This window comes from Pseudoalteromonas sp. SG44-17 (assembly GCF_014164235.1).
GTDB lineage: Bacteria > Pseudomonadota > Gammaproteobacteria > Enterobacterales > Alteromonadaceae > Pseudoalteromonas > Pseudoalteromonas rhizosphaerae.
Window position 1 is genome coordinate 1 of the sequence record NZ_JACJEV010000118.1, and the last position, 246, is coordinate 246.

Consider the following 246-nt stretch of genomic DNA (forward strand, 5'->3'; position numbering starts at 1 on the left):
GAAATTGAAATCGCAGTGAAGATGCTGTGTACCCGCGGCTAGACGGAAAGACCCCGTGAACCTTTACTACAGCTTGGCACTGAACATTGAACCTACATGTGTAGGATAGGTGGGAGACTTTGAAGATGAGACGCTAGTTTTGTTGGAGTCGTCCTTGAAATACCACCCTTGTAGTTTTGATGTTCTAACGTTGGCCCCTGAATCGGGGTTACGGACAGTGCCTGGTGGGTAGTTTGACTGGGGCGG

1 rRNA gene is annotated in these 246 nt (G+C 49.6%); it reads left to right on the forward strand.

What is annotated here, in order from left to right:
- A 23S ribosomal RNA gene (locus H5182_RS22655) occupies positions 1-246 on the forward strand; the annotation flags it as partial.